Source organism: Luminiphilus sp. nBUS_07, assembly GCF_051201685.1.
Classification (GTDB): domain Bacteria; phylum Pseudomonadota; class Gammaproteobacteria; order Pseudomonadales; family Halieaceae; genus Luminiphilus.
On record NZ_CP179213.1, the window covers coordinates 1,845,288 to 1,870,481 of the forward strand.

A 25,194-nucleotide genomic window follows, 5' to 3' on the forward strand; every position below is an offset into this window, starting at 1 on the left:
CACTGGTGTTTTGGAAGGCCCGGCATAAATGTGAATGACCGGTGCGCCTCCCGCTCTCAGGCCGATAGAGTAGCCTGATCCGCCGCTCCCCTCCAGAAAATACGTATCGAGGGTGCTGCAGCCAGCGACCGAATACTCCCTGAAAATTTAAACGCGCTCCTGCCTGTACCGTGACCACTCCGGGCTATTTGAGGACATCTCCCCGTCAGAGCGGGGTACGCAGAGGGCTTTTGTTAACCCGCGAATACAACGAACGCGGTGTGATTTTTTGGCTTCGTCACAAAGACGGTGCCGACGGCAACATTAAATCTGTGGAGGACCCACAGATCTGGGTTGGGCGCACAAGCGCACGAAACCCTGCTTGTTTTCTTACCCTGTCCCGGGGTATCGCACCTGTTCGGTGGCTTCGCCCATTGGACAATAATCATGAAGAAAATGCTCATTAACGCCACACAACCCGAGGAGATTCGGGTTGCTCTTGTGGATGGACAGCGCCTAAACGACCTCGACATCGAAAATCGATCGCGAGGATCCACTAAGGCTAATGTATATAAAGCGAAAATTACGCGGGTTGAACCCAGCCTCGAAGCCGCTTTCGTAGACTTCGGCGCCGACCGCCACGGGTTTTTACCGCTGAAGGAAATTGCCCACCAGTATTACCGCAGCACAGCCCCCGATGGTGACGGCAAAACTCGCATCAAGGATGTGCTCAAAGAAGGCACCGAAGTCATTGTACAAGTGGACAAGGAAGAGCGAGGCACCAAAGGAGCCGCGCTCACCACTTATATCAGTCTGGCTGGCCGATACATGGTTTTGATGCCTAACAACCCCAAGGCCGGCGGCATATCTCGCCGTATTGAGGGTGATGACCGAAGTGAACTCAGGGACGCCTTATCGCAACTGAATATTCCTGACGGTATGGGCGTCATTATCCGCACAGCCGGGGTTGGGCGCAGTCCAGAAGAGCTACAGTGGGATCTGGACTACCTCCTCCAGCTATGGAGCTCTATCTCAACGGCATCAGACGAAAATAAAGCCCCTGTGCTGTTGTATCAGGAGAGCGATGTCATTATTCGTACTATTCGCGATTACCTGCGCGATGACGTTGATCAGGTGCTTATCGATGATAAAGCCGCGTGGCAACAGGCCCACGACTTCGTCACAATGGTTATGCCGAAATATGCTCAACGCATACGGCTCTACGAAGACTCCATTCCCCTCTTCAACCGCTTCCAAGTTGAGGGGCAAATAGAAAGCGCATTTCAACGTGAGGTTCGACTTCCTTCTGGCGGCTCAATCGTCATCGACCCCACCGAGGCACTGATCTCTATAGATATCAACTCGGCTCGCGCCACCAAAGGCTCGGACATTGAGCAGACGGCGCTGCAAACCAACTTAGAGGCAGCCGACGAAGTCGCTCGACAACTTCGTTTGAGAGATATGGGTGGCTTGGTCGTTATTGACTTCATTGATATGAATGCCAACAAAAATCAACGCGCCGTGGAAAACAGAATTCGGGATGCCCTCGAAGTCGATCGAGCTCGCGTGCAAGTGGGTCGAATTTCTAGATTTGGGTTGCTGGAAATGTCTCGCCAACGGCTTAGGCCGTCTTTGGGTGAGATCAGCGCCATGGTTTGTCCTCGCTGTACTGGTAAGGGCACGATACGAGACACAAAATCACTCGCCCTGGCCATTCTGAGACTACTGCAAGAAGAGGCGGCCAAGGACCGGACCGGCGAAGTCAGAGCGGTAGTGCCTGTAGAGGTAGCCGCATTTCTGTTAAATGAAAAACGAAGCGCCGTCAACGACATTGAAAACTCTAGCGGTGTGAGGGTCTTGATTATCCCCAACCCACATATGGAGACGCCCCATTTCGACGTTATCAGGCTCCGTGACGACGAAGTGGAAGAAACCACGACGCTTAGCTATGAGGTGGCTATAGAGGCCCCCGACCCTATCGCCGTGCGAGATGAGGTAAGCGCAGTGCCTGCAGCTCCACAGCCCTTAGTTCGTGGCGTAACCCCTCAGGGGCCGGCACCGGTTGCCGCCGAGCCTGAGGAAACCACTCAACCCGCAGAGCCTGTCAACACAGCGCCAAAGCCCGCTGCCGAGGCGCCACAAAAAGCCGGCATGCTCAGTCGTATGTGGGGAGCACTGTTCGCGCCCGCCACCACTGAAGAACCCAACGCCGCAGAAGAAAATGAGGCGGTAGCGACGGCGAGCGAGGAAAACCCTGAACCCAAAGAAAATTCTAATCGTCAGCGACGAAGCCGTGGAGGCAGAAACCGCACCCGCAGCCGACGTCCAGAATCAGACAGCTCTATCGACGATGCCAGCGATGCAGAGCAATCTGCCGCAGAACCAGAACAGGCAGACTCAGGGGACTCGGACGGCGACGCAGATGATCGACCTAAGCGCAATCGCCGCCGTCGTGGTCGTCGTGGCGGTCAGAAGCGTCTGCAATCTGAAGGCTCTGAAGTTGCCACTCAGGAAGATGCCAGTGCTAACGAAGACGAGGACAGCGCCGACTCGAATGATCAATCGGTGCAGGCTGCAAACACTGAAGACACCTCAGAAAGCGCACGACACAGACCTTCTGATAAACGTAGCGAAGGCCGACGTCGGCGTCAGAGAGGTCCTAAACTTGCAACGCCCGAAGATACCGCAAGCGCAGATGTTGCCGAGGTAAGAAACGAAGCCGTCGAGACTGAAGCGCCAGCAGAGGCTGCTGCAAATGCTGTGGCAGAGGCTCCCTCCCAAGCGTTGGGTTCAGTGACAGACCAAATCGACCTCTTGGGCGAGGCCGCAAATAGCGTCAGCGAGACGGAGGTACCGTCAGAGGTAGCACCAACGGAAGATGCCCAGAGCACCGCTGAAATCGCAGAGCCGGTCAGCCCTGAGCCAACTGCACAACCTGTTGAGGCTGCATCCGAGCCTCAAACAATCGCGGGCGCTACAGCGGAGGTTAAATCTGAAGAGGTAGCAGCAGAAGCTGCACAGTCGGTGCAGGAAATCGACCGTTCTGGGGTTACGCCTGCAGGGCGAGCGGTTAACGATCCGCGAGTTGAACCCAGACCCATCGGCGACGTCAACGTTGAGACATTGCGGCAGGCCTTGTTCCTCGAGCAAGAAGCCCCACCCGTAAGTATTGTCAGCCGAGATATTCCGAGGGCAAGCAATGATCCTCGAGGACCAAAAGCTGGACTGTCGTTCACGGCGCCAAAGGATTCCCCCGAAGCACCGTCTGGAGATGACGCACTGCCAGATGTTCAAGCCAACTAAAAAAAAGGGGCCTTACAGGCCCCTTTTTTTATCAACAATTTTCAGAGTCTGAGTAAACGGCCAACCATAGCCCGCATTTAAGGCCCTCAACTAGCCTTTGCATGCCTCCACGAGACAGCCATTAATCGATAGGAAACGCCGTGAAATTTAACGTTCCCTCGATTAAATCGATGACGCCCTCAGCGTAAATCATGTCTCCGTTTGAGAATTCATCTAGTGTGTACATCATTACTGACTTACCGTTGCGCTTCCAGATGCCTTGCAGCGTTGCAGCTATCATGACGCCGTCTTGATTTATGGATCGGAGGTTTCCTGAGAAGTTGCCCTTGTTACGATCAGCAGAGTTACTCACAAAGTCGTAACTTAAGTAGACCTTGCCATAGCCTTCTCCAACAACACCCTCGGCGGTAAGACTGCTACCTGAAGCGCTGCTGGTCCAACTTGTCATTTTGAAGCTGGCAGGAAAAGACTCGCCGGTCGGCTCAAAAGCCTGTGCCGCCAGCGTCGCAAACAACAAACCCAATGAAATGCACAGCGTCCCAAACACTTTAGCTAGTTTCTGCATCATGTGATGACTCCTATTAGTGAGTGCTCCAAGTTGCAAGCCTGCAGGCTGCTTAATCATGATTAAAATCAGGCAGCCAGGCACGCCCACATTCGTTAAGTTAGTTGGCCGTGTAAACCTGCACACAGTCCTCAAAAGTATCTAATTCGAGGGATTCGATGGTGGCTAACATTTCCCCATACGGTTCAAGCGCCCACGCCTTGCGTTGCAGAAAGTCATTAACCATCATTCCAGCCACTTCAGGCTCCACGGCAAATATCCGCACATCCAACAAGTTTGCTTTTTGGTGGCCATTACCCATGGGTTGAAAAATTCCTACTTCTACCTTGTGCCCATTGTCTTGCATTGCCTTCTCAAGTTTCGTGGCGGCGGCGATGTAAGCAGACGCATCATTTACAACAATCTGATAACGGCGTTCAAAACCCGATGGCAGTGTGAAAGGCTTGAGCACCGCGTAGAATTCTGCGGATACCACCGACGAGATAGCCTCTAATTCGGCATTGCGTGGGGTTTGTGAAAACTTGGTGGCAGCTTTAAAAGCCGAACTCGCGTCATTGTAAAAACTAAAGGCAAAAGCTTGCCCAGGGTAACGATGTCCGCTGACCGTGGTGCATGTGCCACCAGATTCAGCACCAAGAGCCTCAAAAATTCCCGGGTTATCTTTTAAATATTGTCTATATGCAGCGGGATTCGAAGTCTTGACGTTTACGACGCTCACAACCGGCGTCATTGCGTCATCGCCATAAGAAAAACCTGCGATAAAAAGACCCAGCAACAGCAATAAGGATGAACAAAGTTTCATGGTCTACTCCCAGCGAATGCGTTTTTTATTTGAGCGTGCAATGAACAAGGCCACCGCGCGCATTTCTAAGCTTCACTACTGAGTCTCTGTAAATTCAGTAGGGATTGGAAGCCAACGGCGAAAAAGCACTACAAAAACGTCCAAGCATTGTGAGGCAAGTCGCAAATCCACCTCGAAAACCTGCGAGTTGTTTTGCAGTTAAACGGAGAAAAGTCTGGTTTGTTGCCCTAGAAGCGTCGCTTTGGCGCTTAGAAATACCCGTAGATTTACGTTTTTATGCAAGTAATCGTCACATCAGCTTGATGCCAACGTCCTGATCGCTATAATGCGCGCTCCTTTGGACATTCAGTCCAAAGATCTGGTGGGCTGGCTGAGTGGTCGAAAGCGGCGGTCTTGAAAACCGTTGAGGAGTGATCCTCCGTAGGTTCGAATCCTACGCCCACCGCCATTTTTATCGACATGCCCTTTTACCCCCTTGTTCGGCATCTCCTCCAAGACTATTTAAGCATCACGCCCTGAACCCAGCCCTCGACATCGGCACCCTGCACGTATAGGAAGCCGTTACTCGACTCTCCTAGGTAAACTACTTCGTCTACTTTGTTGATAGTCTCGGTACTGTCAGAGGTTTTGTCCGGCCCTTTATAGACTTTCAAATTGTTGATTTTGGGCGTCAGCACATCACCGGCGCTAAAAACCGTAGCTTTCAATGAAGCATTGGCATTTTGCTGCCCAATCGAAGATGTTGGGGCCAACAGTGACGGGTTAACCGCAATGCGCTTCACAATTGTGTTGTAGTTGTCCAAAAGCGCACCAGCAACGAGTTTACCCTCATCGGTGCTTGTATAGGCCCCACCGCCCACCGCGCCGAGAAGCCCTCCAAAGGCCCAGTCGGTTTTTTTGTAAGTGCCTGTACCGGAGGCCACTTGCAGACTAGAGCGCACATCGACAAGGGTAAGCGTCGTCTGCGCCTCCTGAAATTTCACACCCCCGGCCATAGCACCAACTAAAGAGCCAAGACCACCGAACAGCGAGCCTACGGCAGCCCCAACAGCCGCTCCGCCAGCATTGCTATCTTTAAACAACACATCAGGTGTCATAACGAAATCAGCAGTAACTAATTGCCCACCGCCCATGTTCGAGTTGTTTTGCAGCAAGCCGGATTCCGCAAGGATCCGCTCCTGCTGAATATTCTGCATCGCAACACCGCGCTCGACCACCTGAAAACAATTTGATGCTTGAACAAACTGTCGAAGCAATGCTGTTGGGGCGGGCAAAGAGTATTGGGTTAGTGCCATCAACACCTGCGTTTGTGGTTCCGCAATAGCAAGCGTGCCTTTGGGCTCAGAGCATGTTTCAACAATTGGCTCGTCTTCCTCGCCCGTAATGGTGGCAAGTTCGGCCTGCGCAATTCCCACCTGTAACAAGATCGCGATCAGGCACAACGCGTGAGTTAGCGTTTTCATGACAGTAGACCTACTTTTTGGTTTCCATACTAGAGTACCGATGTATTAGATCATAGCCCCCGAAAAGATGTAGCTCGAGTCGCAATGTACAAGAACACTGTTCCGATTCGGCAAGCGTTATTCCCAACACCATAGGCACCCACTTATGAACGAAGCCCGCGGCGCACAGGCTAAGGTAAAACCTGCAGCCTCGAGGGGCGATACCCTGCAGGCTGATAATTTAGCCAACTCAGTAGGGAGTGACTTAACCACACTATCTAGAAGCGCAGCGTATCGAAGCAACCCAAAAGATGAACCTGCCAATGAACGTCAAAGCCCTGAAACGCCCGGGGTTAAGAGCTCGCGCTATAACCGTTCCGAGAGATTCTGCGCTCCTTGTTAAGTCTGTGCGTTCGCAGGGATGCGAATCGTAAATAGAGCACCCGCGCTCGTATTGCACACGTCGATGGTCCCTCCCGCAGTCTCAATAAAGTTTTTCGAAAGTGAAAGACCTATGCCTGTTCCTTCACCCGCTGGTTTCGTTGTGAAGAAGGAATCAAAGATTTTTACGAGAGCCTGTGGCGGGATGCCTCCTGCACTATCCTCAAATTTTATGACGATCGAGCCATCATAGTAAGCTTCAACTTTTATCCATAATGACGGCTGACTAGTGCCTAACAGCGCGTCCCTAGCATTTGTTGTCAAATTGAGCATCACCTGCTCGAGCTTTCCTGGGTGGATCGCTGCAGTCGGCAGCTCGTCTTCAATCATAGCGCTGAATTCAATGTTCGCTGCCTTCAATTGAGGCCCTATTAATTCGAAGCTATCGTGAATAACCGTTTCTACGCTGGCGGACAGATTTGATTCGCTATCGACGCGTGATGACTTCCTGATAAGCGCGCAGATTTCTGTAACACGGTCTATTTGCCTGACAATCTTATCGAGCTTGGCAGGTAGCTGCTCAAGTGTGCGCTCGGCATCCGCTGGGGACCGGCGTTGCAATCCTTGCGCCACGAGTTTAACCGCTGAGAGTGGTTGGTTAATCTCATGCACAATACTCGCCGTCATTTCGCCCAAAAGGGCTAACTTAGATGCGTGTTCCAATTTTTCTTGCTCTAGCGCCGCGGCTCGGTCGTTTATTTTTTGCACCCAAATGCTTGCTATTGGTGCAATGATGAGCGGAATTATTAGTCCGGGCACTAGGGATAGTCTCCCCCCTACCCCATCCAGCAGGAACGTGACGAATGCTTGGGTCAATACCAGACTCACAAGGACTGATATCGTTGTTATTACGACGACTCTTTTAGTTAGCATTTAACACCTGTGCGATCCTCAAACCTCGCTTCGAGCTAGTGAGCGCGTTGTCTGCCACCTCTAAATATGTAGAGCAAAGCCTACCTTCTAGTTCAAAAATTACACCCCATTGAGCGCACGCACAACAGGCGGGGCATTTTTGAGGCGAAAATGTACTTACCCTGCTCCGAGGCGAAGAACGCTTGCCGCGTTTTAGGAGTCAATGTCCAGCCTGATTGGTTAAAACCAAAATGACGCTGCTCCAGCTCCAATGACTTAATGTTGTTGCAGCATTGCCGGAGAGACGACCCGGCGTTTAGTAAGTTGCCAGATTGAGCTATTCGCGCGCATAAAATTCTCGAGCCTTGTGGGCGTTGGGCACCCGCTCCAGCCATTAGAAATACTATTGAAACCGGTGAGAAGCACTATTCCTGAAGTTCGAAGTCGTCCTAACCCCCACCAATTCTTGCAACGCAAGATACATACCCCCCAACTTGACGTGACCTACGACCTCTATGTAGCTTGCTCAGTCCTTCTTCCGATGCTGGCTATGGCCGAGCCAAAGCTCGTGTCGGAGATCGGGGACTCATTGAAGCTATGAGGAACACGCCATGAAACGACGGCAGGTATTAGGTGGTTTAGGAGTAGCACTGCTGACTTCTTTTAGCGGGCCAAGCCTCGGACAATATGTACTGCCCAAAGGACAAGTCCGCTTGGTGTTCAATGAAAACCCCTATGGCCCAAGTCCGAAAGCGATAGCTGCCGTCAACGAAGTGGTGGCTCTCTCGGCTTATTATCCCGACTCACCCACCGACTTTCCGATACTTGATAACCTCAAAAAGGCCATCGCACAAAGGCATAATCTAACGCCTGAGCATCTCCTGGTGTCTTCCGGTTCAAATGAAGCACTTCAAGCGGCAATTCTTGCCTACGGCGAAAAAGGAAAAATCCTCGTGCCCGCCCTTACTTACGACGCCCACCTAGGTTACGCGAGGCAGCTAGGCTTTGAAGTTGTCACCGTGCCACTAAGGAACGACATGCAAGTAGACCTAGACGCCATGAGTGCGCAGGTCGACGACACAACATCTCTGATTTATTTGGCAAACCCAAACAATCCTGCGGGAATACCAATTGACTCAGCGGCCTTGCGAAGCTTTTGCCGGAAAGTTGGCAATAGAGCGCTGGTGATTGTTGACGAAGCCTATAATGAGCTTACCGACAGCCCCGTTGATCAGAGCATGGTGGATCTGGTGCGAGACGAGCAGAATGTGCTGATCACTCGTACCTTCTCAAAAATATTTGGCATGGCAGGCATGCGGGTGGGTTATGCGCTTGGTCAACCCGAAACCATCACTAGGGTAAACAGCACCCTTATGGCATGGCCCAATGGCATTGGTCTCACAGCCGCGTACCACAGTTATCTGGACGAAGAATTTATCGCCTTTTCGAGACAAAAAATACTCGAAGGACGCGCCATGGTTTATGCGACCTTGCAACGGGCTGGCGTGACGCCTGTGCCCTCTCATACCAATTTTGTGTTCGCCGATATAGGCATAGAATCGACCGACTTTGTCGCGCAAATGGCGAGTCGTAATGTATTAATTCGCGGCGGCTATCCCGGTTATCCAACCCATATTCGGATTAGCATGGGAAAACTAGAAGACCTAAATATCTTTGATCGCGTTTTTTCAGAGGTATATGCAGCAAGCGTCTAGCGCCGCGGAACACCTTGCTAGAGTGTTGGTGTTGCTAGGACTTAGTCGGGTCCTCACTACGACACCATACTTTCAAGATCTACACCGAGCCCCTCAGTCTGTGCCGTAGTGGTGTGCGCCCTACCCTGACCGTGCCGCCATTGAATCCAGCGGGCCCTATGCTTTTCAACTGGGGCAAGAGAATCGAACGCCCACTCAAGGTATCGGGTATTAACTCCCACTCGCGGCATTGGGACGCCCCAATTGCCAAAACAAGAAACTATAGATGTCTGCGTATTGGGCCAGCACCTGCTCGCGGGTAGAGCCAATACCGTGTCCCGCATCGAAATCAACTCGCAGCAACGCCGGCGTGTTGTTTTGGGCCACGGCCTGCAGGCGCGCAGCCATTTTGCCAGACATCCAGGGGTTTACTCTGGGGTCATTAAAGCCATGGGTTAGCAGCGCCGCTGGATATTGCACTCCGTCTTCCACGTGGTGATACGCACTCATGGCCAGTAGGCCCTCGAAGCCCTTGGCATCGGTGACGCTGCCAAACTCTTTGATGTTGGGCACCCCGTTGGTTGTGGTTTCAGCTCGTATCGCATCGAGCATACCCACTTGCATCACAACCGCACCGAAAAGATCTGGGCGTTCGGTCACAGACCTACCCGCCAAAATTCCGCCCGCACTGCCACCCATAGGGGCCATGTGATTTACTCCGGAATAGCCGTTATCAACCAGGTACTCTGCAGCGGCAATGAGGTCTTTCCAAGTGTTGGGTTTGTTCTGCATGCGGCCCGCATAATGCCAAGCTTGTCCATATTCTCCGCCACCACGAACATGGGCAATTGCAAAAATTCCGCCTTGCTCAATCCACCCCAAGCGAATGGGAGAAAACGATACATCCTGGCTTATGCCATAACTGCCATAACCATAGACGATCGTTGGATTAGTGCCATCCAGAACGAGGTCTGCTCGACGTAAAATGGATACCGGTACTTTGACCCCATCATGGGAGGTCACCAAAACCTCCTCGGCAATATACCCGTCAAGTTCATCAAACTTACCCTTGGGGACCATACCCGTGTCGCTAAAGTTATCCTCAAGGGGGTCATAGGCGTAGCGAACGCCCCCTTGAATCCATGTTGACTCATAGACCAGCACGCCTGCCACCAGTGGTGACACCGACGAAATGTAGGCCGCCCCATCACGAGGTGTTTTCAGCGGTTTAACGCTGCCCTCATCGGACAAGCGCAACACTTTATTCACCCCATCCTGTTTTGCACTCAAGTAAATAGCGTCGGCTGCAGCAGCAATGCCTTCAATCACCAAATCACCGGCGGCAATTACCTCTCTAGCATCAGCAAAGTTAGGCGAAGATAGGGTTGTTCTCACGAGCTTAAAACGTGGTGCATCCTTAGCCGTAATGAGATAAATACTATCCTCAACCACGGCAAAGTCTGTGACCAAATCAGACTCCTGCGTAATTTGCACCCATGGCACAGCCCCTGTCAGCAAGGTCTCAACGGGTGCGCTAAAAATTGAAATCTCATTATTGTCACCATGCTTCACCTTGAGCACAGCGAAATCCGAGCCCGGCGTGACGACTAGGCTTGGGAAATCGGTTTCCAACAGCGGCAACCGATCTGAAACCTCAAAAGCGGCCACGACAACGTCTTCTCCTGCATCGCTCCCTACAACGTGATAACGCACTTCTGTGCGTTTATAGATCTCGGTGTCAGGCGCATCAACAGGTAACTCTCGGCGGCGAGAGTAATAAAATCCTTTGCCATCAAGCGACCACTGTGGACGATTGTATGCGGTTTCGATATTAGTCAGGGTATCGGGCAAGGTCGTTCCCGACGTCAAATCAATCACACTGTAAGTTGTTTCTTCAGAGCCGCCTTGAGCAACGCCGTAAACTAAGAACCGCCCATCCCAAGACGGCATGTAACCCTCTATTGAAACATGAGATTCGTCATCTACAGCCAGCGCATCGGGGTCGACCAGCAACCGCGCCTCAACCGCACCTTCAGACTGATGGTAAAGCTTAGCAAGGCTTTCCCCAGCATTGCGTCGCAGGAAAAAGACATCCCCTTTTGCCAGTTGCCGAACACCGTAGGTCGTATAGGGCGCTCCTTGATCGAGCTCAGTAAGTCGCTGCAATAGCTGTTCTCGCCTAGGCAAAGCGCTCAGCACCTGCTCGGTGAACGCACCTTGCTGCGTAAACCATTGCAACACTTCCTGACTGTCTTGATCTTCAAGCCATCGATAAGGGTCTTCAACTTGAATCCCCCAGTGATTGTCCACCACGTTTTCAATTTTTGTGGCGGGTGGCTCTAACTGCGTGGATTTGGGTAACGACGGCATAGTGTCCTCTTTCATCCGATCATCAGATTCGCATGCTGTGGTCAAAACTCCAACGAGTGTCGCCAGCAACATTGCCTTTCGAAAATGTCTTGTCATGTAGCTCGAATCCAATTTTATTGCCAGCGCGCATTGTAAAGGTAAAGCAGCGGACAAAACGATGCCATTACCGTTACTGATCCAACCTCCGGGGTGCGCGTAATACCACCACAGACACAAAGGCTGGGCTTTTATATGAACTTCATCAAATACGTACCGGTTATGCTTTTAACCTGCCTAGGCTTCATGCCATTGGCCGCTAACGCTATCGAAGAACCCTCCTATCGCCTCGTCGAGTCTTGGCCAGACCCCGCAGTAGAGATCCGCCATTACGAGCCCAGAATACTCGCCATGACCGAAATGGCTGGCGGCGAAAATTCAGGTTTCCGTGTGCTCGCGGGATACATCTTTGGAGGCAACGCCGCTGAACAGGAAATTGCCATGACAGCGCCGGTGCAAAGCACAATGCCGGGAGCAGATGGTCGCGAGATGGCCTTTGTTCTACCGGCCGAATACGCAATGAACGAGCTACCAGCGCCCGATGACGCGCGGGTAAAATTTAGAGAAGAGCCAGCCTATCACGCCGCCGTTATTCGGTTCAGCGGTCGGGCCACAGATAGTCGAGTTGACGAGCATTGGGCATTGTTGACGGCGTTTTTAGACTCCCAAAAAATAGAGACCAATGGACGTCCTACGTTGAATCAATACAACCCACCGTGGACGCTGCCCTTCATGCGCCGCAATGAAATTATCGTGCCCATAGTAGAGCCTTTGAGAGCCAGTGGCACGGCAGGTCGCTAACGCACTGCCACTGCAGCAGGCATGCATTTTCAGGAGAAAAAATGATGGCAAATTCAACCCCTCCGGCCGAATCTTTGCCCTGCAGAGGCTGCACGGAAAGTTGTAAAAATCGAGCCACCTGTCAGGGACGACCCTGGAGTAAGTAACCTTCAACACTGACAACGGCGGTGCAGGCTCCACCGCCACTTCCAGCGAAAGCGACCTGCTTAGACTGGTTTAGGTAACAGTCGATCAGACTCTACAAAGCTAAGCCGGCAGCCTTCGTGGGACACCATTGGGAGGCCTGAGACAGGCTATCCAACGTCATTGATTTCCGCTAACGTCACACGACATTCAAACATCGGTTCAGTAACTAGCCAAAGATCGTTGGTCAATCTGTGGAGGCAGGACGTCATGAGCTCTGAACGTCGTGATTATTTTCGTTTTGATACCTCTCTGGTCATGGGTTGGCGGTTCAAGGAGGACGATCCAGGCACAGAGGATCCTCTATCTGAGATCAGCCTCCAAATAAATACGGGCATCAATGACTGCGCCCCCGAGAATCCCACGCTTGCCCATCTCGTCACTCTACTCAATAACAAGATCGACGCCATCCGAGATGAGTTATCTACCTCGGCCCAAAAACGCAGAAAGCGTCGAGTTAACATAAGCGGCTCAGGTATTTCATTTACAACCACACGGGAAGCTCAGGCGGGAAGTGTGGTTGAAATCTCGCTAATACTGCCGACGACTAATACACCCGTGATTGTTCTCGCCGATGTCGTTGACTGCAAACGAGTCCCTAGAGAAAGTCAGGAAGAGCAGGAGCAATTTCGGTTAAGAACCCACTACCAACGCCAGCAGGAGACGCTGGCAGAACAAATCGTCCATTTTGTATCCAAAAAACAACAGGAAGTTTTGGCCGAGCGTCGGCACTTAACACATCCAGACTTACTATGATTGCTGGCCGCTTGAGGCGTCACCACCACCGGTGTCATCCTGGGCTGCTACCAAGCGCATTCAGTCGGTAGACGGCCAGCCCCAGTCATTGATTTTGGTGTTGGCTGCCAACCAAGTGAACACCAGATAGGCTGCAACATTCTGATCGAGGTCCTCGGCAGAGATCTTGTCTAAGGTGTCATCGGGGGTGTGGTGCAGGTCGAAATAATCGCGTCCATCCTGAACAAAGCGGAAGGCTGGCATACCAGCTGACACCATTGGCGTTAGATCCGGGCCAGAACTCGCCACTCCCACAGGCCCGGGTGCTATCCCTAGGGGCTCAACCAACTGACTAATCAAATCAACAATCGGCTGAGCCTGATCGTTAACTCGGCTAGTCACCTGCCAAATTCTACCCGCGCCAAAATCGCTTTCTGTACCAATCACGTGTTTTCGGAGTTCCTCACTTCGCGACTCGAGATAGGCTTTTCCACCCAAGAGCCCCACCTCCTCGGCACCCCATAAAATGAGTCTAATAGTGCGCCGAGGACGCTTCTCTAAAGCAAGTAGCTGGCGAGCCACCTCCATAGTGATGCCCACCCCTGCACCATCATCGATGGCGCCAGTACCAAGATCCCAGGAGTCGAGGTGCCCCCCTATGATCACAACCTCCTCCGGAGACACCGCACCACGAATATCAGCGATGACATTTCCCGACATCACCTCACCCAAAAACCGCGGCGTTAACAACAGTCTTACGCGGGCCATCTTTCCTCGAGCGGCGATGCGCTCTAACTGATCCGCATCGGGATTAGACAGTGCAGCCGCAGGTATCCTAGGTTGATCTGGGTCGTAGCGCATAGAACCGGTATGCGGCATGCGATGACTGTCTGTACCAATGGACCGGATCAAAAGCGCCTTTGCACCTTTGCTGGCAGCAATACTCGCGCCCTCTCGGCGTAAACGGCCAAAATAGCCATAGTGAGACCCGCCTTGAGTACTGCGCATAGCGTGTCCTACGTACGCTATTTTTCCCTCGAGGCTACCCGGGGCTGCTGCTTCTAAGGCTTGTAAGCTGGTGAAGATCGCGACTTCGCCTTCCACTCCCTCATCAGGTGTAGCCACCGAACCGCCCAAGGAGGTCAAGGTGAGTGGTTGAGGATAAGGCGAGATGACATAGCCAGTCTCAAGCCCCCGCTCCCACCCGGGCAACGGAAAAGACTCGACCCAAACACGATCGAATCCAAAATCGGTCAACTCCTTCACTGCCCACTCGCGGGCGCTTGCCTCGGCATCAGAGCCTGCCAACCTAGGCCCTACCTCCGTGGTCAACTTTTCAACCCAATGAAAAGCCTGAGTTCCTCGAACCGCTGCATCTCGCAAGGCCACGGCTTCAGTGACCGTATCGGTGTCTAAACCCGCTTTTAACACAGGGGTGGCATAGCCCATCGCCGGCAGGTAAAGGCAGGCAACAATTGTTAGGACAGGAGTCAGCCAACGGGAGAGTGCAGAAACGTTGTCTGACTGCTCTGGCAGCAGGTTCAATGCGTACATGAGTGGTCTATTCCTAATGGTTGCGAGATCTAAGCCCTCTTCGGGGTCGCACTACAGCTTACCGATTCAGCAGAGCATTTGCCAAAACACTCGGGAACAAAAAGCGTCCCCGCGTCTCGACCCAACATAGATTAGGATCTCTCGAAAGCAGCCGATCCATACCCCGTTGAGTGCCCTACCCTAAAACTCGGCAATATTTACTCACAATGCAGCGATTTTTTGGGAACTCTCAGCACGCGCAATGCTCCAACTTCGGCCGGAGCCAGTACACTCCATCAACTAGCCCAACTAATTCATCCATTGCCGGAGATTGTTATGCAGAAAAATCGATCCCTTCTAGGCGCCTACCTCTGTCGGCTAACCGCCTTTCTCGCCGCATTAAGCGTGCTTATCACCTGCTTGAGTGCGAGCGCTCAGGCCTCTGAAGACAGTCAGGTTATTGCAATAAGCGGCACGGGGGCGGTAACACTGGTACCCGATACGGCTTCGATTACTTTAGGCATTAACCTCAGGGGCAATGACCTGACCAACCTACAGATGTCCGTGGACGCCGCCGTCGGCACCATACTGACAAAATTGCGAGCATTGAATATCGATGACAAAGACCTCGCAGCAACAAATATCAGAATTTCGCCCCGCTACCGATACAACCAATCGCAGCAACAGTCGGTCGCAGATGGCTATGAAGTTTCACGTGATATCAGGGTTACTGTGCGCGATCTGGCACTGCTGAGCCCAGTCATGAGTGAGGCCAGCAATGCCGGCATCAACCGTGTCAGTCCTCCGCAGCTGTCGAGTTCAAAGTATGAGGAAAACTATCAAAAAGCACTGGCACTGGCGGTTGAGCAAGCAAAGCAGCGCGCCTCGGCTTTGGCAGATGCTGCACAGGTCAAATTGGGTCCTGTTGTGCGCATGAGCACGCTGGAGACCACCTACCGGCCTGAGCAACCGATGAGGATGGCGATGGAATCAGACGCTCCAGAGGCCGCTTATCAGCCCGGAGAATTGCGTGTAACGGCCAATGTGAACGTTGCTTTCGCAATTTCACCCTAAATACACCGAAGTTCCCTGCTACACTTGGAAAATGATGCCTCGATCCCTATTATCTATACATGATCGAACCTCTATCAACTCTGGAGAGTAATATGAGCGACAAGCCAGTTTTTTCATCACAAGTTGACGTGTTAGGCGCTGACAGCGCGATTAGCACCAACAAAGTCCTTAGAAACACATATATGCTCTTAGGTATGACACTGGCATTCAGTGCCGTGACCGCGGGCACCTCCATGGCCCTTGGCCTCTCCCACATGGCCGGGCTGGTGATGATGCTTGTTGGCTTTGGACTGCTGTTTGTTGTCAATCGCATGGCAGATACCGCAAAAGGCCTGCCTGCCATCTTTGCTTTCACCGGAGTTATGGGTGCCGCACTCGGCCCCATGCTCAACTATTACGTGGCTCTGCCTGGCGGCCCCAGCATGATTATGCAGGCCCTAGGTGGAACTGCTCTGGTGTTTTTCAGCTTGTCTGCCTACGCGCTAAACAGCCGCAAAGATTTTAGCTACATGGGAGGCTTTCTTATGACGGGGCTCATCGTGGCGATCGTTGCGAGCATTGCCAACATCTTCCTGGGTATACCTGCGCTATCACTTACGATTTCGGCAGCCATAATCATGATCATGTCGGGCCTGATTTTGTTCGACACCAGCCGGATTATTAATGGCGGCGAGACCAACTACATTCGCGCTACCGTGTCGCTGTACCTCAACATTTACAACTTGTTCATCCACATGTTGCATCTGATCGGTGCCTTCGGTGGCGGTGACGACTAATTTGAACGCAAGGCTGAAAACCCCGGTATCGCCGGGGTTTTTTTATGCGGGTATCATTACCAACCTATTGGCCATGGCGGCACAAAAAAGCAGATGAAAATTGCACTCGTCGTTCTAGGCGCCCCAGACTCGGGACTGTGCCACTTTCGTGCCCAAGGGTTCGCAAAAGCTCTTGAGACGAGCAGCGTCTCTCTACAACGCGTCTTTTTTTACGGCGAAGGTGTGCTGGCTGCTGCGTCGGACAACTCTGAGTGCATGAGCGCTTGGTCGGCAATAGCCGCCACGCAAGGCTGCGATCTAGTCCTTTGCAGCGCCTCAGCAGAGACCCACAACGTACTTCCGCCGCCTGACGCCTTTACTATCATGGGGCTCGGAGCCCTCATGGAAGCGGGTCATGACTGCGACAGGGTTGTAAGTTTTGACTGACGCAAACACTTGGCTAATACGCATCCATACGGCTCCCTACATCAGCCCCAGGGCCGCGCTTGGTTTGGACGCCACGCTCGCTTGCGGCGCCTTCGGTCAAGCTGTGAAGCTTGTTTTAGAGGGTCCTGCTATTGAATTACTAAAGCCTCTCCCCGCAGCGCCTGAGGGTGGGCGGAATCTCCACAAAATGATCGCTTCACTGCCACTGTATGATGTAGATCGCGTTTATTTATTGAGTGAAGACTTGACCACTATTCCAGACACAACGTTTGATGAATTACAGATCACACTGGTCAACAGTGGCGAGCTTGCCAACTTGATCACCAATAGCCGTCACGTACTGAGCTTCTGATGGCACTGCACCTATTTTATAACCCAGACCGGTATGTCACGCTTCTAGAAACCTTGAAAGCGGAGGACGTGATCATCATTTTTGATCAAGCGCTTCTAAACTGGGCAGAAATCCAAATAGGCGCGGGCACGCCTCAGTGCGCAGCCATTTTTGCCCTAACCCAAGAGTGCCAACAGCGAGAGCTGACGCTACCTGCGGAGGGCCTTGAAGCAATCAGCTTCGCTGACTGGGTTGCACTTACGATTAAACACCCTCAGCAGGTTAACTGGGTCTGATGTCGATGGATGCCACCGAATTGAAGTTGCTGTGCGACGAGCGAGGCTTCCTCATTGATACAAGTGCCTGGGTGACAGAACATGCCGAGGCATTGGCCAAAGAGGAAGGCATAACGCTGACACCCGCACACTGGGAGATTCTTTATTTGCTGAGAGCTTTCCATACCGAGTTCGAAGAGTCACCCGCAAATCGTGCGCTAGTTAATTGGGTTAAACGCCATAAGGGACCAGATAAAGGAAACTCTATTTACCTTATGCGCTTATTCCCCGGTAGCCCAGCGCGCGTGGGGAGTCGCATAGCGGGCCTCCCAAAGCCCAAAAATTGTTTGTAGGGTCTCGCATCTATGCCTTTGAGTAACATTAAACCCAGTAATTACGGAGAGCTTTTGGCGCTTAAGATCGCCCCAAGAGTAGAGGCATTCGCAGCGCTAGGTGCACCAACACCCCAAGTCTTCGAGTCGTCACCTCTAGCTTTTCGCCTGCGCGCAGAATTTAGGATCTGGCACGCTGGCGAGGACCTGTTTTACGCCATGTTTAAGCCAGGAGCCCCGAAAGATCCCATAGCGATAACGAGCTTCCCAATTGCCTGCAAACCTATCCAGCAACTTATGCCCGCGCTGCTACAGGAGCTTCGCAACAATACCCACCTCCGTCAGAAGCTCTTCCAAGTCGAATTTCTCAGCACTTTAACCGGCGACATGCTTGCAACCTTGATTTATCACAGGGCCCTAGACTCCAGCTGGGAGCAAGAAGCTAGCCTGTTGGCGCAACGTCTCGGCATAAATTTAATTGGCCGCAGCCGCAAGCAAAAAAAAGTGATCGGCAAAGACAGCGTGCAAGAAACGCTTTGCATTAACGACAGTGAGTACCATTTCAAACAACCTGACCAAGCATTCACCCAGCCCAATGGCAACGTCAACCAACACATGATTGAGTGGGCCGACAGCGCCTGTGAAAATTTGTCCGCCGATCTACTCGAGCTTTACTGTGGCATTGGCAATTTCAGCTTGCCGTTAGCACACCGCTTTGACCGCGTTCTCGCGACAGAGGTTTCAAAAGTTGCCACTGCAGCTGCCATCGAAAATCGCGATAAGAATGGCATTAACAATGTGGAATTTGCGCGGCTATCCGCTGAAGAAATGACAGCAGCAATGTCCGGAGAGCGCCCCTTTCGCCGGTTAGCACACTTGCCCGCACCCCTGACCGATTACAAGCTCAACACTTTACTGGTTGATCCTCCTCGAGCGGGGCTTGATAAAGCCACACTGGCCCTCGCAAGTAATTTTGACAGCGTCATCTACATCTCATGCAACCCTGACACATTACTCGACAACCTAAAAACACTGCAGACCACCCACGAAATAGCTCAGCTCGCATTTTTTGATCAATTCCCCTACACCCATCATCTTGAAAGCGGCGTCTTGTTAATAAGGAAAGCACCATGACTGTTATAAGTGAAAGTGAGATTAACGCGTGGCTAGGAGCCAATTCGGCTTGGCGACTACAAGACGGCAAACTCGTGCTTAGCGTTCAATTTCAAGATTTCAACATGGCGTGGGGCTTTATGTCTCGTGTGGCTCTACTGGCAGAACAGCAGCAACACCATCCCGAGTGGCAAAACGTCTACAACCGCGTCGAAATTGCACTGGTCACCCACGATGCGGGCGGCCTGACTGAGAAGGATTTGCGGTTAGCGACGGCCATTAACCGATTGCTGGAAAGCTCAGGAAGCTAATCAGAGCATCTGATACACCAGCCTCATTCAGCATTGGCGCGTGCCCCACCCCAGGCACTTCTAAAAGCTGCATCCGTTTATTGCGCCGCTGCATTTCCTCAACGCAGGCGGGCTCCAGCAAGTCACTCAAAGCCCCACGGATCAGTAGCACAGGAACATCCGTCAGTGCTTCAAACAACGGCCAAAGATCGTCTGGTCGCACGTCTGATGTGGCGCTAGATAATGGCACTGTGATGTTGGGATCATAATCTAGGGCGACCCCGTCCGACGTTTGAGAGCAAGCTCTTGCGGCAAATCTAAGCCAGTCTTCAGTTGTGTAGTGTGGGAATGCCGTCTCATTCACCGACGCCAAATGGTCTGCCGCCGCAGACCAGCTAGAAAAGACCATCTTAGAGCCGACAGATTGCTTAATACGATCAAGGCCTCGCTGTGCAATAACCGGCCCAATATCGTTTAAGACCACCTGAGTCAGCCGCTCAGGTGCCAACGCACCGATACCCAACGCCATTAGGCCGCCCATGGAGGTTCCCACGATCGAGAAACTTTTTACTTCAAGATCATCGAGCAGGCGTAGGGTATCCAAAATATAGGTTTGGGGGGTGTAGTGCTCCACCTGCGTGTCTGATTCAGAACGACCACGCCCCCTTTGATCGGGGACGATTACACGGTAATTTTTTTGCAGCAAAGGGGCCAGATCTTCAAAGTCACGGCTGTTACGGGACAGCCCGTGCAAGCACAAAATCACTGATGCTTCAGAAGCAGGACCGGGGTAGTCACGGGCATAAAGGGTTAACCCATCATCGGTTTTAAAGTACACATTACGAAAATAAGGACTATTCATAGAGATATCCTGTTTACCGATCGTCTGCAACTAACCGGGATACTTAGCCTTGAGTGCGTTATAAACATCTGATGGGAAGTCATCCGATTGAGTATCTAAACGTTCCATTAATTCAGCGAGGTGCTCATTATCCTCACGACCTTCCCACACCTTCTGATAGCTACCCTCTTTATAACCATGATCCTGCCGGAAAAAATTAAGAACGTTCTTTCCAACATAATGACGATATAAATCTTCGAAAGATAAATTGCAGGCCTGCATGAGCACAGCAAATTGAGGCACCGAAAACCCTCGCGCCTGTAAACTAGCCAGAGCTAGCGCCTCAGTGGCCTCTCGAACATCCAGCAGGACCTCAGTTGGCCTCTCGAGATCAGCAGCCACTTGCTCTGCAAGCTCTGCAATGTCGGTATCAGCGCGGAAAAGTGCGCTAAGGCCAAAATGCCAAATATCAACCACCTCAAGACGCACCTGGGCCATGTCGGGATCTTGTTTTTTCCACCACTTATAGCCGTAGTGGTCCATCAATTCACCACATTCAATCCATATCGCGCGGTACCACTCAAAATGCTGATTAATCCAGTCTTCATGTACCCGCGTGTTCATTCGATGCTGCATAGACAGCATGGTCTCAAGCGCCTGACGCATAGTTGATTGTCCCCAAAGGTTGTTGTCCTTGCCGTTGCTGAATTGTCACAATTTGGCTCACGCAATGATACCCACTTTTGCATTGCATCAAGCCTGAAACACAAGCCTCACAGAACTCAACTGCCCAAGGTTTACCCTTTGCAAATTGATCAAGCCTCATGGGACCCGCGCTATGCGGACTTTTTACCCCTGTGACGCTTAGCAGTGGTGATCCTTGCCAGTTTTTCTTAGGCATTCAGCACAAGAAACTTCAGTGACCGAAATACCAGCCCCCTATTAGGTTCAGAAACGGCGTGTAAAAAGGTTCGAAAATGAGTGGAGCAGCATGGTAACGTGTGCGGCCAATAGCACCCCGGAACCCGGTCACGGCTTTTGACGGAAAGATAAAGTCCTTACGCCCCCCCATCGGCAATGCTACTGCTCCAAACGACAATGCTTAGACAATGCTTAGAAGGCTCACCATTTAATGTCCCACGCCCCTGAACAACATGACATCGTTGCAAGACTCAACAGCCACCAGCTGACATTCATCAAACTGCTAGCCGGAAAGGTTGTGGCTGCCGATGTAGATGCACGCTCATGTACCTTCAACTTTTGTGTCCCTCTCGACTTTTGTCATAGTGGCAATGTGGTACAAGGCGGTTTTGTCTCGGCTATGCTCGACGCGGCCATGTCCCACGCAGTTTTTGCCTGTGACCCCACGGTTGAGCGTTTATCTAGCCTAGAAATTACAACACGCTATGAAAGCGTCACTCGAGGAGAGAGCTCGTTAACTGTTACAGGCTGGATTCGCCGAATGACGAAGACCATCGCGTTTTTAGAGGCGGATATCAAAAGTGAATCAGGCGAGATCCTTGCTATCGCACATTCAGTGGCTAAAATTGGGCGTAAAGCCTAAGTCCTAGCAAATCAGAGCTGGGATTCTCGCCCACATCAGCACGCCTAACAATGCCGAGGGTGATGCAAGGTGTTTACCCCCTGGCTTGATCGTAAAACAGTTGCCAACGGCGCGACCCAACCCTTTCAGACGACACAAAACTTCGTGACGCAGAAAGGCTATCGAGCGATCGTCCAACTTGCAGCTCGATTAAATCAACAAGTTTTGAATTTCTTTTCGAAAATTCCTACTCACTTTCAAAACACCGCCACCCTCGATTTGAAGTTGCGCTTCACCCTTGGGTAAGCCCTCCACCACTTCAACCTTTGACAAATTCACAATAGTAGATCTGTGTATTCTTACGAAGTTCTCAGGCAGACGCGCCACTAGCTCCTTCATTGTTGAGCGCAGAATGTGGGTGCAGCCAGCTGCATGAACGCACATATAGTCTCCCGCAGCATCGATCCACTCTATATCCTCCATCTGAAGAAGCGTTGTTTGCTGGCCGTCTTTTATTGCCAGCTTACCGACGTCCATGGAGGTGAGCGCGTGGTTTGCATCCAAAATTCGATCGGCTTGCCCCCCCATCGCGGAAATCACCGCCCCTTTTTGACGCGCTGCTTGATCAGCAACATCTACACTGCCCTCTAATGGATCTACAATGAGCCCTAGGAGGCGTGTTGTGCAACGCGACAATGTTTCATGAACACGATCAGCAGAAAAAGGCTTCAAGATGTAATCGACGGCATGCAAGTCAAAGGCTTCGACCGCAAATTCACTGTGAGCCGTAGCAAAAACCACAAGCGGCATAGTGTCTGACTGAAGGGCCTGCACCACTTCAAAGCCACCTAAGCCAGGCATCTGTATATCTAAAAACACGACATCTACCGGTTTCAACCTGAGACCTTGAATCGCTTCGCGGCCGTTTTTATAGCAGGCAGTCACCTCAACTTCAGGTGTGCCATCAAGAATTTGCTTGAGAAATTCTCGGGCTAGGGGCTCGTCGTCAACAACCGCTACTCTCACATTGACTCCTCTCTTATCGATTCAGTTGCCGGGATTGCGACGGTAAAACACAAGCCCCCCAAAGGGGAGTCCGTTACCAGCAACTCAAAATCATTTGCAAAAAGATTTTTTAATCGTTCTCTAGTATTTCGGAGACCTATGCCTGCTCCTGATTCGGACAGCTCAAGGATATCATTAGAGGCCCCCAAGCGTTCTGAACCACTATCCTCAACCGACAGCACAAGTCTAGAATCTTTGAACTGGGCGGAAACCCGGATAGTCCCTCCCGATTCTGAGGGCGCTATGGCGTACTTAATTGCGTTTTCAGCTAGGGGCTGCAGTAGCATATTAGGGACAAGCAGTGACTCTAGATTAGCGGGCACATCGAGCTCCAAGGTCATTCGGTCCGAGAATCGAACCTGCTCGATCATTAGATACTGGCTGAGCGCCCAAAACTCTTTATCTAGGGGAATCAGCATATCGTCGCCGGCATCTAAGGAATAGCGTAAAAAGTCTCCCAGTCGACTCAGCATCGTTTTTGCGTCTTCCGTTCTCTCAGCGCTGACAAGAGATGCCACCGAGTTGAGCGTATTAAACAGGAAATGTGGGTTCAGTTGATAACGCAACAATTGAAGCTGGGCATCCTTAACCTCGGCCTTTGCCCTTACCAGCTGGAGCGCCCTCTGACGCTGCTGAGACTCGAGCACCAACATTGCCTCACGTTGCTTTTGCAGTAGCTGATAGTACTTGATGCCGTGATAGAGCGCTGACCAAGTAAAAAACACAAATATTGAGGGGAAAACCCAGCCACCATAGTCGGCCCAAAGATTCTGCTCCTGAGTCATCAGCATAAAAAGCAGCAATCGCAGTACCGCCCAAAGCATTGAAAACAGAATAGTCGCGATGAGGGCCAACGTGAAACGCTGTGCTACCGGCCAAGACCACACAAATTTAAAACACCATCTAAGGGGCAAAGTTAATAAAAGCCCCACTAACGATTGGGAAATATTGTGGGCGAAATAACTCAGTTCAAACTGACTATAAGGAAGACTTAAGCTGAAGTAAGTGAGCAGAGATATACCTACCCAGCCGGTCGAATTTAAAATCCAAAATAAACGATTGGAAGTAAGGGTTTGTGGCAACGGTGGAGGCCGCTGTCTTTTCTCTGAAGGCTCCATCCGTTCGCCGTCACTCACGCTTATTACCCTCCCCTCTCGTCAAATACCTTCGTAGCACTACACCATCGCTGGCGCAGGCTAAGCGGCAAACCGTAATAATCCAATACTCGTTCACTATGCACGCCCCGACGATAAAAACCCCCGCACATCGGCCAACGGCAATCAATCGTCAATGGCCCTGATGACTCTTTCAATGACCTCTGTCGCCGTCAAGAAAGGGCGGTCTGGCAAAATGTTCCAACCAGTAACCACGATGACCATATCAAAGTCTGGCAAGAAAATTGGACGTTGCCCACCAAAACCTTTGCCCAAATAGGCCCTTAATTCGTCGCCTTGGTATTGGTATGCCTGTGACCACCATTTATATCCATAACCGGTGCTTACGTCGTCGTTCAAAATAAAAGCGGGCCGTAATGAGTCGCTAACCCACACTTCGGGAACAACTTGGACGTCCTGCCACAGGCCCCTGTTTAAAAAAAGCGAGGTGATTTTTGCAATATCTCGCGTCGAAAGAAACAGGCCCTCCTGGGTGTCTGCTAATCCATAGGGCGTTCGTTTCCACTCATAGCGCGCTATACCCAGAGGTTGGAACAAGTGCTCAACGGCATAAGCCTCGATGTCGATTCCTGTTGCTTGCAAAAATATCTGACCTAATACAAGGCTCGCACCACTGTTGTAGTTAAATTCCGTGCCTGGCTGATACGCCATCGGTTGATTCAGCGTGTATTCCACCCAGTCGGGAGATCGAGCCATAATTGTAAACGTGTTGTTAGGATCGGAATAAGGCACGCCCTCGTCCCAGCTAAGTCCATCGGACATGGTAAGCAAATCGCGCAAAGTCATTGCGCGCTTAGCTTCGTCTACATTCAAGAGTTGGTTGACGTCAAAAAAAGACAGCACGGGGGTATCAATGTCAGGAAAATCTCCGCGTTCTATGGCAATGCCAATGAGTGCAGAGACAATCGATTTAGTCACCGACTGCATGGAATGAAGATCACTTCCTTTGTAATAAGGATGCCAGAATGCATTGAAGTAGTTATAAGGACCACTCCAATTTTGAACGACTAAGGGGCCAGGCGCACGAGCTTCCACGCCGTAAATTTTGGCATAGTCGTGTTCGTAGTAATGCTCAAAAGCGATACGCCCATGGCGAACGACTAAGAATGAATCAATCCAGCCATACAGTCCTGTCGCAATGTCAGCATGGATTTTCAGTAACTGCTTTTCGGATAGGCCTAGAGAGGCTGGTTCGACGACTTGCCATTTCGACAATG

At 51.5% G+C, this 25,194-nt stretch carries 24 protein-coding genes and 1 tRNA gene; 14 read left to right on the forward strand and 11 right to left on the reverse strand.

The window, feature by feature from the left end:
- Nucleotides 1-426 precede the first annotated feature (426 nt).
- Nucleotides 427-3,282: an Rne/Rng family ribonuclease gene (locus ACMAZB_RS08210; protein WP_435216425.1), complete on the forward strand. Its 2,856-nt coding sequence runs from the start codon at nucleotides 427-429 to the stop codon at nucleotides 3,280-3,282.
- Nucleotides 3,283-3,403: 121 nt separating this feature from the next.
- Here the strand turns inward: ACMAZB_RS08210 and ACMAZB_RS08215 are convergent, their stop codons facing one another.
- A complete protein-coding gene (locus ACMAZB_RS08215) occupies nucleotides 3,404-3,850 on the reverse strand; it encodes a hypothetical protein (protein ID WP_435216427.1) in 447 nt (148 codons plus the stop codon).
- Nucleotides 3,851-3,947: 97 nt separating this feature from the next.
- On the reverse strand, nucleotides 3,948-4,649 hold the full coding sequence (locus tag ACMAZB_RS08220) for a hypothetical protein (protein ID WP_435216429.1): 702 nt from the start codon (nucleotides 4,647-4,649) through the stop codon (nucleotides 3,948-3,950).
- Between the two features lie 360 nt (nucleotides 4,650-5,009).
- Between ACMAZB_RS08220 and ACMAZB_RS08225 the strand changes: the two genes are divergently transcribed.
- Nucleotides 5,010-5,097, forward strand: a tRNA-Ser gene (locus ACMAZB_RS08225).
- A 49-nt stretch (nucleotides 5,098-5,146) separates the two neighbouring features.
- Here the strand turns inward: ACMAZB_RS08225 and ACMAZB_RS08230 are convergent.
- Nucleotides 5,147-6,112, reverse strand: coding sequence for a CsgG/HfaB family protein (locus ACMAZB_RS08230; RefSeq protein WP_435216431.1), 966 nt, complete (start codon nucleotides 6,110-6,112; stop codon nucleotides 5,147-5,149).
- A 378-nt stretch (nucleotides 6,113-6,490) separates the two neighbouring features.
- Nucleotides 6,491-7,291 carry a sensor histidine kinase gene (locus tag ACMAZB_RS08235; RefSeq protein WP_435216433.1) on the reverse strand — a complete coding sequence of 267 codons (801 nt, stop codon included), beginning with the start codon at nucleotides 7,289-7,291 and terminating at the stop codon, nucleotides 6,491-6,493.
- A 704-nt stretch (nucleotides 7,292-7,995) separates the two neighbouring features.
- On the opposite strand from ACMAZB_RS08235, the gene ACMAZB_RS08240 reads away from it, so the two are divergent.
- Complete coding sequence (locus tag ACMAZB_RS08240; protein ID WP_435216435.1) at nucleotides 7,996-9,099, forward strand: pyridoxal phosphate-dependent aminotransferase; 1,104 nt, start codon at nucleotides 7,996-7,998, stop codon at nucleotides 9,097-9,099.
- 210 nt (nucleotides 9,100-9,309) lie between these two features.
- Here ACMAZB_RS08240 and ACMAZB_RS08245 read toward each other — a convergent pair whose 3' ends face one another.
- Entirely contained in the window at nucleotides 9,310-11,544 is a 2,235-nt protein-coding gene (locus tag ACMAZB_RS08245) for a prolyl oligopeptidase family serine peptidase (protein ID WP_435216437.1), read from the reverse strand.
- Between the two features lie 135 nt (nucleotides 11,545-11,679).
- On the opposite strand from ACMAZB_RS08245, the gene ACMAZB_RS08250 reads away from it, so the two are divergent.
- Nucleotides 11,680-12,285: an SOUL family heme-binding protein gene (locus tag ACMAZB_RS08250; protein ID WP_435216439.1), complete on the forward strand. Its 606-nt coding sequence runs from the start codon at nucleotides 11,680-11,682 to the stop codon at nucleotides 12,283-12,285.
- A 393-nt stretch (nucleotides 12,286-12,678) separates the two neighbouring features.
- On the forward strand, nucleotides 12,679-13,224 hold the full coding sequence (locus tag ACMAZB_RS08255; protein WP_435216440.1) for a PilZ domain-containing protein: 546 nt from the start codon (nucleotides 12,679-12,681) through the stop codon (nucleotides 13,222-13,224).
- A 60-nt stretch (nucleotides 13,225-13,284) separates the two neighbouring features.
- Here ACMAZB_RS08255 and ACMAZB_RS08260 read toward each other — a convergent pair whose 3' ends face one another.
- On the reverse strand, nucleotides 13,285-14,757 hold the full coding sequence (locus ACMAZB_RS08260; RefSeq protein ID WP_435216442.1) for a M20/M25/M40 family metallo-hydrolase: 1,473 nt from the start codon (nucleotides 14,755-14,757) through the stop codon (nucleotides 13,285-13,287).
- Nucleotides 14,758-15,072: 315 nt separating this feature from the next.
- Between ACMAZB_RS08260 and ACMAZB_RS08265 the strand changes: the two genes are divergently transcribed.
- From ACMAZB_RS08265 to ACMAZB_RS08300, 8 genes are all read left to right on the forward strand, one after another.
- A complete protein-coding gene (locus ACMAZB_RS08265; RefSeq protein ID WP_435216443.1) occupies nucleotides 15,073-15,810 on the forward strand; it encodes an SIMPL domain-containing protein in 738 nt (245 codons plus the stop codon).
- Nucleotides 15,811-15,902: 92 nt separating this feature from the next.
- The gene (locus tag ACMAZB_RS08270; RefSeq protein WP_435210897.1) at nucleotides 15,903-16,586 is read left to right on the forward strand and encodes a Bax inhibitor-1/YccA family protein; all 684 of its coding nucleotides are present in this window, start codon (nucleotides 15,903-15,905) and stop codon (nucleotides 16,584-16,586) included.
- 93 nt (nucleotides 16,587-16,679) lie between these two features.
- Nucleotides 16,680-17,012 (forward strand): DsrE/DsrF/TusD sulfur relay family protein, encoded by a 333-nt coding sequence (locus ACMAZB_RS08275; RefSeq protein ID WP_435216445.1) that lies wholly within the window; start codon nucleotides 16,680-16,682, stop codon nucleotides 17,010-17,012.
- Nucleotides 17,005-17,364, forward strand: a complete 360-nt coding sequence (locus ACMAZB_RS08280) for a DsrE family protein (protein ID WP_435216446.1) — start codon at nucleotides 17,005-17,007, stop codon at nucleotides 17,362-17,364. Before ACMAZB_RS08275 ends, ACMAZB_RS08280 begins: the two co-directional genes overlap by 8 nt.
- Entirely contained in the window at nucleotides 17,364-17,639 is a 276-nt protein-coding gene (locus ACMAZB_RS08285) for a hypothetical protein (RefSeq protein WP_435216447.1), read from the forward strand. The genes ACMAZB_RS08280 and ACMAZB_RS08285 overlap by 1 nt, the downstream gene beginning before the upstream one ends.
- 5 nt (nucleotides 17,640-17,644) lie before the next feature.
- Nucleotides 17,645-17,971, forward strand: coding sequence for a TusE/DsrC/DsvC family sulfur relay protein (locus ACMAZB_RS08290; RefSeq protein WP_435220068.1), 327 nt, complete (start codon nucleotides 17,645-17,647; stop codon nucleotides 17,969-17,971).
- Nucleotides 17,972-17,983: 12 nt separating this feature from the next.
- Nucleotides 17,984-19,084 carry a tRNA (uridine(54)-C5)-methyltransferase TrmA gene (gene trmA, locus ACMAZB_RS08295; RefSeq protein ID WP_435216448.1) on the forward strand — a complete coding sequence of 367 codons (1,101 nt, stop codon included), beginning with the start codon at nucleotides 17,984-17,986 and terminating at the stop codon, nucleotides 19,082-19,084.
- Entirely contained in the window at nucleotides 19,081-19,374 is a 294-nt protein-coding gene (locus ACMAZB_RS08300) for a 4a-hydroxytetrahydrobiopterin dehydratase (protein WP_435216450.1), read from the forward strand. Before trmA ends, ACMAZB_RS08300 begins: the two co-directional genes overlap by 4 nt.
- Here ACMAZB_RS08300 and ACMAZB_RS08305 read toward each other — a convergent pair.
- Entirely contained in the window at nucleotides 19,343-20,215 is an 873-nt protein-coding gene (locus ACMAZB_RS08305; protein WP_435216452.1) for an alpha/beta fold hydrolase, read from the reverse strand. The two genes, ACMAZB_RS08300 and ACMAZB_RS08305, sit on opposite strands and share 32 nt — an antisense overlap.
- Nucleotides 20,216-20,245: 30 nt before the next feature.
- Nucleotides 20,246-20,860 carry a dUTP diphosphatase gene (locus ACMAZB_RS08310; protein WP_435216454.1) on the reverse strand — a complete coding sequence of 205 codons (615 nt, stop codon included), beginning with the start codon at nucleotides 20,858-20,860 and terminating at the stop codon, nucleotides 20,246-20,248.
- A 466-nt stretch (nucleotides 20,861-21,326) separates the two neighbouring features.
- On the opposite strand from ACMAZB_RS08310, the gene ACMAZB_RS08315 reads away from it, so the two are divergent.
- Nucleotides 21,327-21,758 carry a PaaI family thioesterase gene (locus ACMAZB_RS08315; RefSeq protein ID WP_435216456.1) on the forward strand — a complete coding sequence of 144 codons (432 nt, stop codon included), beginning with the start codon at nucleotides 21,327-21,329 and terminating at the stop codon, nucleotides 21,756-21,758.
- 189 nt (nucleotides 21,759-21,947) lie between these two features.
- On the opposite strand, the gene ACMAZB_RS08320 is transcribed toward ACMAZB_RS08315, so the two are convergent.
- The 3 genes from ACMAZB_RS08320 to ACMAZB_RS08330 all read right to left on the reverse strand — a co-directional run bounded on the left by ACMAZB_RS08320 (nucleotide 21,948) and on the right by ACMAZB_RS08330 (nucleotide 25,192).
- On the reverse strand, nucleotides 21,948-22,763 hold the full coding sequence (locus tag ACMAZB_RS08320; protein WP_435216458.1) for a LytR/AlgR family response regulator transcription factor: 816 nt from the start codon (nucleotides 22,761-22,763) through the stop codon (nucleotides 21,948-21,950).
- Nucleotides 22,760-23,689, reverse strand: coding sequence for a sensor histidine kinase (locus ACMAZB_RS08325; RefSeq protein WP_435216460.1), 930 nt, complete (start codon nucleotides 23,687-23,689; stop codon nucleotides 22,760-22,762). The genes ACMAZB_RS08320 and ACMAZB_RS08325 overlap by 4 nt, the downstream gene beginning before the upstream one ends.
- 393 nt (nucleotides 23,690-24,082) lie before the next feature.
- Nucleotides 24,083-25,192 (reverse strand): serine hydrolase domain-containing protein, encoded by a 1,110-nt coding sequence (locus ACMAZB_RS08330; RefSeq protein WP_435216462.1) that lies wholly within the window; start codon nucleotides 25,190-25,192, stop codon nucleotides 24,083-24,085.
- Nucleotides 25,193-25,194 lie beyond the last annotated feature (2 nt).

Excerpts from the sequence above, each read along its gene's own strand:
- ACMAZB_RS08210 (WP_435216425.1), top strand. The coding sequence starts at position 427 with ATGAAGAAAATGCTCATTAACGCCACACAACCCGAGGAGATTCGGGTT.
- ACMAZB_RS08215 (WP_435216427.1), bottom strand. The coding sequence starts at position 3,850 with ATGATGCAGAAACTAGCTAAAGTGTTTGGGACGCTGTGCATTTCATTG.
- ACMAZB_RS08220 (WP_435216429.1), bottom strand. The coding sequence starts at position 4,649 with ATGAAACTTTGTTCATCCTTATTGCTGTTGCTGGGTCTTTTTATCGCA.
- ACMAZB_RS08230 (WP_435216431.1), bottom strand. The coding sequence starts at position 6,112 with ATGAAAACGCTAACTCACGCGTTGTGCCTGATCGCGATCTTGTTACAG.
- ACMAZB_RS08240 (WP_435216435.1), top strand. The coding sequence starts at position 7,996 with ATGAAACGACGGCAGGTATTAGGTGGTTTAGGAGTAGCACTGCTGACT.
- ACMAZB_RS08245 (WP_435216437.1), bottom strand. The coding sequence starts at position 11,544 with ATGACAAGACATTTTCGAAAGGCAATGTTGCTGGCGACACTCGTTGGA.
- ACMAZB_RS08250 (WP_435216439.1), top strand. The coding sequence starts at position 11,680 with ATGAACTTCATCAAATACGTACCGGTTATGCTTTTAACCTGCCTAGGC.
- ACMAZB_RS08255 (WP_435216440.1), top strand. The coding sequence starts at position 12,679 with ATGAGCTCTGAACGTCGTGATTATTTTCGTTTTGATACCTCTCTGGTC.
- ACMAZB_RS08260 (WP_435216442.1), bottom strand. The coding sequence starts at position 14,757 with ATGTACGCATTGAACCTGCTGCCAGAGCAGTCAGACAACGTTTCTGCA.
- ACMAZB_RS08265 (WP_435216443.1), top strand. The coding sequence starts at position 15,073 with ATGCAGAAAAATCGATCCCTTCTAGGCGCCTACCTCTGTCGGCTAACC.
- ACMAZB_RS08270 (WP_435210897.1), top strand. The coding sequence starts at position 15,903 with ATGAGCGACAAGCCAGTTTTTTCATCACAAGTTGACGTGTTAGGCGCT.
- ACMAZB_RS08275 (WP_435216445.1), top strand. The coding sequence starts at position 16,680 with ATGAAAATTGCACTCGTCGTTCTAGGCGCCCCAGACTCGGGACTGTGC.
- ACMAZB_RS08285 (WP_435216447.1), top strand. The coding sequence starts at position 17,364 with ATGGCACTGCACCTATTTTATAACCCAGACCGGTATGTCACGCTTCTA.
- ACMAZB_RS08290 (WP_435220068.1), top strand. The coding sequence starts at position 17,645 with ATGGATGCCACCGAATTGAAGTTGCTGTGCGACGAGCGAGGCTTCCTC.
- trmA (WP_435216448.1), top strand. The coding sequence starts at position 17,984 with ATGCCTTTGAGTAACATTAAACCCAGTAATTACGGAGAGCTTTTGGCG.
- ACMAZB_RS08300 (WP_435216450.1), top strand. The coding sequence starts at position 19,081 with ATGACTGTTATAAGTGAAAGTGAGATTAACGCGTGGCTAGGAGCCAAT.
- ACMAZB_RS08305 (WP_435216452.1), bottom strand. The coding sequence starts at position 20,215 with ATGAATAGTCCTTATTTTCGTAATGTGTACTTTAAAACCGATGATGGG.
- ACMAZB_RS08310 (WP_435216454.1), bottom strand. The coding sequence starts at position 20,860 with ATGCGTCAGGCGCTTGAGACCATGCTGTCTATGCAGCATCGAATGAAC.
- ACMAZB_RS08315 (WP_435216456.1), top strand. The coding sequence starts at position 21,327 with ATGTCCCACGCCCCTGAACAACATGACATCGTTGCAAGACTCAACAGC.